We start from the raw sequence: 782 nt of genomic DNA, 5'->3' as shown, positions 1-782 counted from the left end.
CGCGCGACGACACATCGGGATCGCGCTGGTGGACCAGGTCGCCGCGGACACCCGTCCGTGACGAAGGGGCGGTTGACGCCGGGTTCAAGAACGCGGTCATCGACCACGGTGCCGCCCTGGGCATCGACATCGAGGGGTGCGGCGCGATCCGGGCACCAAGGGCGCCGAAGCGGTGCATCGCCGAGCAGACTTTCGCCACGCTGCTGCTGCACCGCCGCCTCGCCCGTGACTACGAGATGCTCCCGGTCGGTGCGGCCTCATGGACCGCTCGTCGATGACGGGCGTGAGAACCCGCCGACTCACCGCCACGCCGCGCTGACCAGGCGCGATCCGCCGCCGATCGGTGAGGCGGCGCACGCGTGAACTCCTGACCCAGATCGACGAACGACGGCCGCCGACCCCGAGGAAGCAGCCCGTCTCCGCGAGCAGGCCGCCCAGCTCGGCGAGCACTCGCCCCCGTGGAGCACCGGCTGGAACGCATCGAAAAACCACCCCGGATACCGTCCTGAAGATCGCTGTGGACAGCGACCTCGGCGGCTTCGAACCCCTGCCATCCGCACGCCGCAAGACCTCGCCCTGTTCGAGGACGACGAACACGGCCTACGGGCCAAAGGCATCCGCGAAGCCCTCGGGACCGGCACCGAGAACCGCCACCTCGAAGGCGCCCGAGCCAAGCTCAAACACCTCCTAAGCCCCGGCACCCTCACCGAACCCGAACCCGGCCTGTTCACCACGCCCCGACCGACAAAGTGAACCCGCACGCAGGCCCACACAACGCCCAC

At 69.8% G+C, this 782-nt stretch carries 1 pseudogene; it reads left to right on the top strand.

Going from position 1 to position 782, the window contains the following annotated elements:
* Nucleotides 1-135, top strand: a pseudogene (locus IF55_RS41555) (IS5/IS1182 family transposase); the annotation flags it as partial.
* Nucleotides 136-782: the final 647 nt, after the last annotated feature.

The organism is Streptomyces varsoviensis (assembly GCF_000718635.1).
GTDB classification, from domain to species: Bacteria; Actinomycetota; Actinomycetes; order Streptomycetales; family Streptomycetaceae; genus Streptomyces; species Streptomyces varsoviensis.
This window is presented reverse-complemented; position numbering and strand designations above follow the sequence as displayed.